A 7,339-nucleotide genomic window follows, 5' to 3' on the forward strand; every position below is an offset into this window, starting at 1 on the left:
GTAATTTGCCATAAAATTATTAATATTCTAACTATTTAACATTTATAAATAAAATAGGGCTGTCTTAAAAAATAGACAGCCCTTGATAATAATAAAATATATTCTTAATAGTTTACTGATTTATCTTCATATCCCCAAGCTTTATGAACCCTTTTTTTCTCATATATTCAGAAATAACTAGGGTAAGTATGGCGGGTAATATAAAGTGAAGTAATCCCATATTCATAATTATTTTACCCATAGACATCTTATCCGACATTACAGCTATAGTTCCAAATTGACCTACCAAGCCGCTAGTTCCCATACCTGCCCCTATGCTGTTATTTTCCATGCCAAATACATAAGTAGATAATGGTCCAATAATAGCACTGGCTAAGGTTGGAGGTATCCAGATGAGTGGATTTTTTATTATATTAGGTACTTGCAGCATTGATGTACCAAGTCCTTGGGCTATGAAACCTCCAAACCCATTTTCCCTGTAGCTTGCTATGGCAAAGCCTATCATTTGAGCCGAACAACCAACAACCGATGCACCTGCAGCCAATCCACTTAATTGTAGAGATATAGCTAAGGCCGCACTACTTATTGGAAGGGTAAGTATCATACCCATTAAGACAGCTATAACTATTCCCATAGGAATTGGCTGAAGCTCAGTTGCTCTGTTTATTATTCCTCCTAATCCCTTCATAAGCTGTGCTATAGCTGGACTTACAAATATTCCAACTAAACCACCTACAATGATAGTTGCTGCGGGAACCAAGACTATATCTACTTTGGTCTTTCCTGATATCAGCTTTGAGAACTCTGCTGAGGTTAATGCTGCTATAAATGAACCCACGGGTTCTCCTATTTTAGCTATAAATATTCCACCTTCACCTACAGCTATAGTTCCTGCCCCTATAGCTCCAGCAACCACCGATGCAAATATTCCTAATGGAGAAGCTCCTACACTATAAGCAACAGCAGCTCCAATGGCTGGCCCCATCATAAATTGTGCCACCTTACCAAAGGTTATAAGCTGATCTATACCTGTAAAGTCACCGATTTGTTTAAGAATGAGTCCTATAATTAAAGAAGCAAATAACCCTAATGCCATTCCATTTAAAGCCTTTGTTATATACTCCCTAAAACCCTTCTCCTTCATTTTAATCACCTCTTTATTTACTTTATTATTCCTCTTATATCTAATAAATATCTCTTTATCATAGTATTAGCTTCCTTAGGAAACCCTCAACATCCTTTCAAGGGACTCACGTGCTTTATCCATAGCTTTCTTATCAATATTTATTTCATTTTTTCCATCCCTCAATGCTTTATATACATCCTCTAAGGATGTTTTCTTCATGTTATAGCATACTAATGAGGGGGACAGTAAATAAAATTTCTTGTGGGGATTCTGCTTTCTGAGACTATGAAGTATTCCCATTTCTATACCTATTATAAATTTCTTTTCATTACTGCCCTTAACATATTCAGTTATTTCAGATATACTGCCCACGAAATCTGCTTTTTTCACTACCTGGGGATTGCACTCTGGATGAACTAAAACTTTGATATTTCCTCTATGCTTTCTAACCATATCAAGCTCATTATGCTTAACTCTATTATGGGTTATACAAAGTCCTTCCCAGCATATTATCTCTTTTTCTGGAACCTTAGTAGCTATATAATTCCCAAGGTTTTGATCTGGAACAAATAGTATTGTATCCTCCTTCAGTGACTTTACTATCCTTAAAGCATTTGAAGAAGTACAGCATATATCACTTTCTGCCTTCACCTGGGCTGAGGATTTTATATAACAGACTACTGGTATATTGGGATATTCCTCTTTAAATACTTTAAGCTTATGGGCATCTATCATATCTGCCATTGGACATCCAGCATCGGATACTGGAAGAAGCACCTTTTTATCCGGTGAGAGTATTTTTGCACTTTCAGCCATAAAATGCACTCCACAGAAAACTATGATATCTGCATCGGTTTCAGCGGCTTTCTTACTAAGTTCTAAAGAATCTCCAACATAATCTGCTATGTCTTGTATTTCTGGTATCTGATAATTATGGGCTAATATAACTGCATTTTTTTCCTTCTTAAGCTCATTTATTTTATCGATAGTTACTTGCTCCTCCATTTTTGAATTCTCCCCTCCATAAATCACCTGTTTTTCTTTTGTATTTACACCTGTCTTGTCACTATTATATACAAAAAAACATAATCTATCAATCCTTAACTAAAAAACCTATATTATTCAGTTTGTTTAATATAATATCATACACTTCATCATTTGGAACCTCTATAGTATGAATATGCTCTCCACCAGTTAGAACAGCTAGGGGTTCAGCTTTCACCTCTTTTACTTTTTTAACAAATTTTTCTAAATCATATCTACTATTTATCATAAGAGGACATCTTATTTCACCGTATACAGGATGATCAATAATTACATCCAATACCTTTCCTCCCATATCAATAATAATCGTAAGCTCCTTCTCTATAGAATCATATCCCTCATGTTTACAGATAATAGTCTTTATATTCCTGTTATCCTCATTCCTTTTCGATATATAATAACCATTAGACGTAGCCATTATATTTATTCCCTTTGCCCTCAATACTGCTATATCTTGAACTATAACCTGTCTACTCACATTAAATTTTTTTGCTAAGTCAGATCCAGTAATGGGTTCATCCTTGGTATTTAGAATGTATAAAATCTGCTCTCTTCTTTCTTCAGTCAATATTTAATCCTCCTTCTATATATAGGGATTTTAGTATAAACTTTAACTTATACACGCCCAAAATGCCCAGAATCATCGGATATTTTGAGATGTATAAATTAAGTTTAACTTTTGGAAATCTATATATGTTTGTGCAAATAAAAGATAAGAAACAAAAGTAAACTCTGCGGTTTCCTTTTAGCTCCCTTTACAAAACAGTTTTGTCTTCTTAGAGTAATTCAGTCTATTTGCTAAAAACAAATATCATAAAATTTTCCACGAACCTCCAGTTCATTCTAAAATTTTATTGACTAGATGATAAACTGGCTTATAGGAGGAGGGTAAAAGAATTCTCAGTGGCTGCTTGAGTAGATAAAAATCTATGGACGCATATCTATAATAAAACAAAAATAATATTTAAGGAAATCAATATATAACTTATATGTTTTCCTTAAATATTACTATTCTACATTAATATTATTTATCAATAATCCCAAACCTTTTAGCATTTTCTCTAGAATTATTAACATGCTTAAGTATTGCCTTTGCAGCCCTATCTGTATCTCTATCAATAAAGGCTTCTAGTATCTCTCTATGTTCTTTTAATGTACTTTCCATTCTACCAGGAGACCTTAGGGACTTATATCTAGTAGTCTTCATAAAATATTGAAAATCCCTTAAAACATGTTCAAGATACCTACTTTGAGTAGCATTATAAATTGTCTCATGAAACTTTGTATTTAGCTCAGCAATCTTGTCTAAGTCATTTTTAAATGTATAGAATTCCATTAACTCAAAAATTTCCTTTAGCTTTTGTAAATCAGTTTCATTCATTCTTTCTATAGCCCATTTTACTGCAATACCCTCAATAGCAATTCTAATTGTATAAATATCCTCAATATCTTGATTAGATATACCCTTAACGATAACTCCTCTATTAGGTATATTATCAACAAGACCATCTAACTCTAATTGCTTTAAAGCTTCCCTTACTGGTGTTCTACTAACTCCAAATTCATCGGCAAGCTTCGCCTCAACAATTTTCTCACCACTGGCATATTTACCTATCAGAATATCCTCTCTTATTTTCTCAAAAATCATCGATGTTAAGGACTTATTTCCTTTTTTCTCGTTGAATAAGTTTTCCATGACTACCTCCAATTATTAAACTGATAACGTTTACCAGTTAAATATCCTTACATTTCACCGTCATTGTACATTATATATATATATTTGTCAATGTTAGAATATTTTCAAAATTTTAAAGTCCTAATTCTATTCATTTTTATTTTGCATATTTATAAATAAAACATATGTTTTTATTGAATTTTCATTAGTTTTTGTTATAATATATTAATAATAATACACGAGGAGGTATATTTATGAAACAAAAGGTTATATTAGCATATTCTGGTGGACTCGATACATCGGTCATCTTAAAATGGTTGGAAATAGAACATAATTTTGATGTTATCGCCCTTTGTGTCGACGTTGGTCAAAAAGAAGATTTCTTTGCAGTAAAAAACAAAGCTTTATCAACGGGGGCCTCAAAAGCTTATGTTATTGACGTCAAAGAAGAATTTGTAACAGATTATATTTTCCCTACATTGAAAGCCAGTGCCATATATGAAGATAATTATTTATTAGGGACTTCCTTCGCAAGACCACTTATTGCAAAAAAACTAGTGGAAATAGCTGAAAGGGAAGGTGCTATTGCCATTGCCCACGGGGCAACTGGTAAAGGAAATGATCAAGTACGTTTTGAAGCAGCTATAAAGGCTTTGAATCCATATTTAAAGATAATTGCTCCTTGGCGAGAGTGGACTTTGAAATCCAGAGAAGATTGTATAGACTATGCTAAAAAATATGATATTCCTATTCCAGTTACAAAAGAAAGGATTTACAGCCGGGATCAAAACCTTTGGCATATAAGCCATGAGGGTGGAAATTTAGAAAATCCTTGGAATGAGCATGAAGAAGATATATATCTTATGACAGTAAGTCCTGAAAAAGCCCCAGATAAACCAACCTACATTGAAATTGATTTTGAAAATGGAGTCCCTGTAGCTATTGATGATATCAAACTTTCTTCAGTCGACATAATATATAAGCTAAATGATATAGGTGGTGCCAATGGCATAGGCATAATTGATATTGTAGAAAATAGACTTGTAGGTATGAAATCCAGAGGCGTTTATGAAACTCCAGGAGGAACAATACTTTTTGATGCCCATACGGCCCTTGAAAAGCTTGTACTCGATAGATCGGTACTTAATTTTAAGAAAATAGTTGCTGAAAAATACGCTCAGCTTGTATACGATGGTTTATGGTTTACTGAGCTTAAAACAGCTCTTGATAAATTCGTTGACAGTACTCAAAAGGTTGTTACAGGTAAGGTTAAAATGAAGATTTATAAAGGAAGCCATAGGGCAGTTGCAATAAAATCCCCTTATTCTCTATATAACGAAGCTTTTGTAACCTTTGGAAAAGACGATGTCTATAATCAAAAGGATGCTGAAGGCTTTATAAATCTATTTACCTTACCTTTAACTATAGGTGCAATAATGAAAAAAGACGAGGAAAAAAGAAAAAAGCAAATAATATAAATCCATGGTATGGAACCTTTCAAAAAATAAAACCATAGTATGGTCTATGGTTTCAGATTGTTGACAAAGTCAACAAGATGTCAGTCTGCCTAACAATTTGAAGTTCGAGGCGTGCTGAAACCCAGAGGCCGTAGCGTATACAGACATACGTAAGGGTTCTGGGTTGAAGCAACAACGAAGAAATTCGGATTGTTAGGCAGCCTGAAACCATAGTATGGTCTATGGTTTTATTTTTTATCTAAATATATACTTCAAAATAATGTTTCATATGAAACAAGGTAAATACTGGATAATGCTAACCCTTAGTTATCTTTCTGAACTCTATATATGAATATATTATTGGATAAATGGCTGCTATAACTATAGCTGCTATTAATGCAAGCTCTGCAATCATACCATTGAAAAATATTGATATAAACATTATTACCCCTGCTATCATAAATGAAAATCCACCCACCCTATGGGTCTTCTTCCATACGGTTTCATTGGAAAGCGTCCAAGGAGTTTTTATTCCGAAAAAATAATTATGCCTAATTTGACCCATAAAATTGCCTAATACAATAAAAAATAATCCCACTCCTATTTTTACAAACAAGCCTATATTGATATCAAACCCTAGTGCTAAACTGATCATGGCCCACTGAATTATAATGATAAATATTATAATTAATGTTTTTGTTATCTCATAGGCCTTTTTATGCTTTAAATATGATTTTCTTTTAGGATCTATCCTAGGTAAAAATACCATTAGCAGATAAATAATTAATGGTAAAAGACCTGTAAATATAACGGTTTCTTTGCCATCGTATCTATCTACTTCTCCCCTAAGGTTAATATGACCGGGTATCTCTTCTGGTAATCTATTATACACAAAAGCTGTACCCAAGATAGACAAAATGATTAGTATTATTAATAGACTATTTATTTTCATCATCATCGTTCCTTTCTAGAAATTCAAAAAACCAATTCATTATTTCTTGAACAGCTGTAGAATTCAATGAATAATATATATTTTGCCCCATCTTCTCCCAAAGTACTAATTCAGCATTTTTTAATATATTCAAATGATGGCTTATAGAGGGCTTACTTATATTAAAGTATTCTGCAATTTCTCCTGCTGTTAGATCCTTTTCTCTAAGTAGCTTTAAAATTTTTCTTCTTGTGGGATCTGATAATGCTTTAAAGGTCTTATTCAAGATAACACTTCCCCCATGTTTATATTATTAATTAGATATTTAGATAATTATCTAAATATCTAATTATATTTTACTATCAAAATCAAAATTTTTCAATGTTAATTATTAACAAAAAACTTATCAATCAAGCTAACACACTTGAGAAATAACGATTTTATAAGGTTTTAAAGGCTCTATTGTATATCCTATATTCATGGGTGAGTAGTCATGTTTATCCCCTCTTTTCCTTTGCCTTACACCCAGTCTCTTATCCATATACCTAGTGGACATATAGGTCATCAATATCATGATTATAGCTAATATTATATGTGTAGTATATATATCCCTATTATCCTTCAATAACCCCATAAATGGAAGAGCTATTGCTACGACAATATTTACTGCCAAACTATGAGAGGACAGTATTGTGGCTCTTTTATCCGATGGTATATGCTTATTTAAATATTTTTTGTAACTGGCCTGTAAAGTCCCCTTTTTATCTTCTATAGTTAATTTTAAGAATATTAAGTTAATATCAGCCACCAATATTAGAATGAAATAAAATTTATCTTAAGCCCTCCATAAAATAGTAAAAGACAACTCTCATATTATCCTGTGAGAGTTGTCTTATTACTCTGTATTTAACTCATTCATTTTTTGGTGGACTCACCCCTTTATAATTAAATATTTTTAATTATTTTTACTTTAGTATTTGGGATTCTTTTTATCATCTCCTTTTATTTTATATATTATATATATACCTATAAAAAAACTTTTTAAACATATTTTTTAAAAAAATTTTAAATATAAAAAAACCTAAAAGAATTTTATTCTTTCAGGT

7 protein-coding genes are annotated in these 7,339 nt (G+C 32.2%); 1 reads left to right on the forward strand and 6 read right to left on the reverse strand.

The genetic code is table 11. The annotated features are described in order from the left end of the window. Positions 1-112: 112 nt before the first annotated feature. From N4A68_03150 to N4A68_03165, 4 genes are all read right to left on the reverse strand, one after another. Entirely contained in the window at positions 113-1,144 is a 1,032-nt protein-coding gene (locus N4A68_03150; protein ID MCT4563312.1) for a PTS sugar transporter subunit IIC, read from the reverse strand. A gap of 75 nt (positions 1,145-1,219) precedes the next feature. Then, on the reverse strand, positions 1,220-2,131 hold the full coding sequence (nadA, locus tag N4A68_03155) for a quinolinate synthase NadA (GenBank protein MCT4563313.1): 912 nt from the start codon (positions 2,129-2,131) through the stop codon (positions 1,220-1,222). Between the two features lie 88 nt (positions 2,132-2,219). Next, positions 2,220-2,738 carry a transcription repressor NadR gene (locus tag N4A68_03160; protein MCT4563314.1) on the reverse strand — a complete coding sequence of 173 codons (519 nt, stop codon included), beginning with the start codon at positions 2,736-2,738 and terminating at the stop codon, positions 2,220-2,222. A 456-nt stretch (positions 2,739-3,194) separates the two neighbouring features. Next, on the reverse strand, positions 3,195-3,866 hold the full coding sequence (locus tag N4A68_03165; GenBank protein MCT4563315.1) for a GntR family transcriptional regulator: 672 nt from the start codon (positions 3,864-3,866) through the stop codon (positions 3,195-3,197). A 233-nt stretch (positions 3,867-4,099) separates the two neighbouring features. On the opposite strand from N4A68_03165, the gene N4A68_03170 reads away from it, so the two are divergent. After that, on the forward strand, positions 4,100-5,323 hold the full coding sequence (locus N4A68_03170) for an argininosuccinate synthase (protein MCT4563316.1): 1,224 nt from the start codon (positions 4,100-4,102) through the stop codon (positions 5,321-5,323). 295 nt (positions 5,324-5,618) lie between these two features. On the opposite strand, the gene N4A68_03175 is transcribed toward N4A68_03170, so the two are convergent. Together N4A68_03175 and N4A68_03180 are read right to left on the reverse strand one after the other, a co-directional pair. Continuing rightward, a complete protein-coding gene (locus N4A68_03175) occupies positions 5,619-6,254 on the reverse strand; it encodes an SdpI family protein (GenBank protein ID MCT4563317.1) in 636 nt (211 codons plus the stop codon). Next, on the reverse strand, positions 6,241-6,519 hold the full coding sequence (locus N4A68_03180; GenBank protein MCT4563318.1) for an autorepressor SdpR family transcription factor: 279 nt from the start codon (positions 6,517-6,519) through the stop codon (positions 6,241-6,243). The genes N4A68_03175 and N4A68_03180 overlap by 14 nt, the downstream gene beginning before the upstream one ends. Positions 6,520-7,339 lie beyond the last annotated feature (820 nt).

It is taken from the genome of Maledivibacter sp. (genome assembly GCA_025210375.1).
Lineage (GTDB): Bacteria > Bacillota > Clostridia > Peptostreptococcales > Caminicellaceae > JAOASB01.

Bases quoted from the DNA above. Each gene is read 5' to 3' on its own strand.
- N4A68_03165 (MCT4563315.1), bottom strand. From the start codon at position 3,866: ATGGAAAACTTATTCAACGAGAAAAAAGGAAATAAGTCCTTAACATCG.
- N4A68_03150 (MCT4563312.1), bottom strand. From the start codon at position 1,144: ATGAAGGAGAAGGGTTTTAGGGAGTATATAACAAAGGCTTTAAATGGA.
- N4A68_03175 (MCT4563317.1), bottom strand. From the start codon at position 6,254: ATGAAAATAAATAGTCTATTAATAATACTAATCATTTTGTCTATCTTG.
- nadA (MCT4563313.1), bottom strand. From the start codon at position 2,131: ATGGAGGAGCAAGTAACTATCGATAAAATAAATGAGCTTAAGAAGGAA.
- N4A68_03170 (MCT4563316.1), top strand. From the start codon at position 4,100: ATGAAACAAAAGGTTATATTAGCATATTCTGGTGGACTCGATACATCG.